The 507-nt window shown below is 66.9% G+C and carries 1 protein-coding gene; it reads left to right on the top strand.

Translation table 11 applies throughout. From position 1 onward, the window contains the following. On the top strand, window positions 1-507 hold a 507-nt coding region (locus SJI03_RS28825), incomplete at both ends, for an AMP-binding protein (RefSeq protein ID WP_322429461.1).

Genomic DNA, 507 nt, shown 5'->3' with positions numbered 1-507 from the left:
CGGATCCGCCAGATCGACGCGCAGCGCAATCTGGGCAGCCTGATCGGACGTCCCATTCCGGACCTGACGCTGTGGCTGCTCGATGCCTGGGGAGAACCGGTGCCGACTGGCGTGGTGGGCGAGCTGTGCGTGGGGGGAGCGGGCGTGGCAGGCGGCTATCTGAACCGTCCGGAGCTGACGGCGGAGCGCTTCGTGGCGCATCCGGAACTGGGCGCTGGGGAACGGCTGTACCGTTCCGGCGACCTGGCGCGCTACACGCATGATGGCGAGCTCGAATATCTGGGCCGCAGTGACCACCAGGTGAAGATCCGTGGCTTCCGTATCGAACTGGGAGATATCGAATCGGCTCTGCGCGCCTGTACGGGCGTTGCCGACGCGGTGGTGCTGGCCGATAGTTCGCCTGCCGGTACCCGCCTGGTGGCGTATGTACAGGGTGCGGAGGATGGCTGCGACAGCGCTTCGCTGCGTACCGAACTGGCGGTACGCCTGCCGGACTATATGGTGCCG

The sequence above is a fragment of the Janthinobacterium sp. GMG1 genome (assembly GCF_034427795.1).
Classification (GTDB): Bacteria; Pseudomonadota; Gammaproteobacteria; order Burkholderiales; family Burkholderiaceae_D; genus Janthinobacterium.
Note: the sequence above shows the minus strand (reverse complement) of the source record. Positions and strands in the feature narration are given on the sequence as shown.